This is a genomic window from Bacillus sp. LR--39 (genome assembly GCF_053613335.1).
Genome location: NZ_JBSIOT010001536.1, coordinates 1 through 528, shown reverse-complemented (window position 1 = coordinate 528; position 528 = coordinate 1). Strand labels below are relative to the sequence as shown.

The following is a 528-nucleotide window of genomic DNA, read 5'->3' as shown; positions in this document are numbered from 1 at the left end:
ACGACGCGCCATGTGGAGCTGATCGATATAAACGGCGGGCTCGTCGCGGACACCCCGGGCTTCAGCTCGCTTGAGTTTGCCGGTATTGAAGCTGAAGATTTAGGGCAGACATTTTTGGAAATCGGCGAAAAGAGCGCCGAATGCAAGTTCCGCGGATGCCTGCATATAAAAGAACCGAACTGCGCCGTCAAACGCGCCGTGGAAAACGGTGAAATCGCCCAGTATCGCTACAACCATTATGTTGAATTTTTAACAGAGATCAAAGATAGAAAGCCGAGGTATTAAGATATGGTATATGTTGCTCCTTCTATTCTTTCAGCCGATTTTGCCCGTCTAGGGGAGGAAATTCGAGATGTTGAACAAGGCGGCGCCGATTTCATCCACATCGATGTGATGGACGGCCATTTCGTTCCCAACCTGACCATCGGGCCGCTTGTAGTGGAAGCCGTCCGCCCGATCACTGAGCTTCCGCTCGACGTTCATTTAATGATCGAAGCGCCTGACCGCTATATACCTGCTTTTGCAAAA

Annotated in this window: 1 protein-coding gene and 1 pseudogene; both read left to right on the top strand. The window is 50.6% G+C overall.

What is annotated here, in order from left to right; translation table 11 throughout:
• The coding region (rsgA, locus tag ACWHAR_RS31650; protein WP_452088999.1) for a ribosome small subunit-dependent GTPase A at nt 1-285 on the top strand (285 nt) is incomplete at its 5' end.
• Between the two features lie 3 nt (nt 286-288).
• Nucleotides 289-528, top strand: a pseudogene (locus ACWHAR_RS31645) (ribulose-phosphate 3-epimerase); the annotation flags it as partial.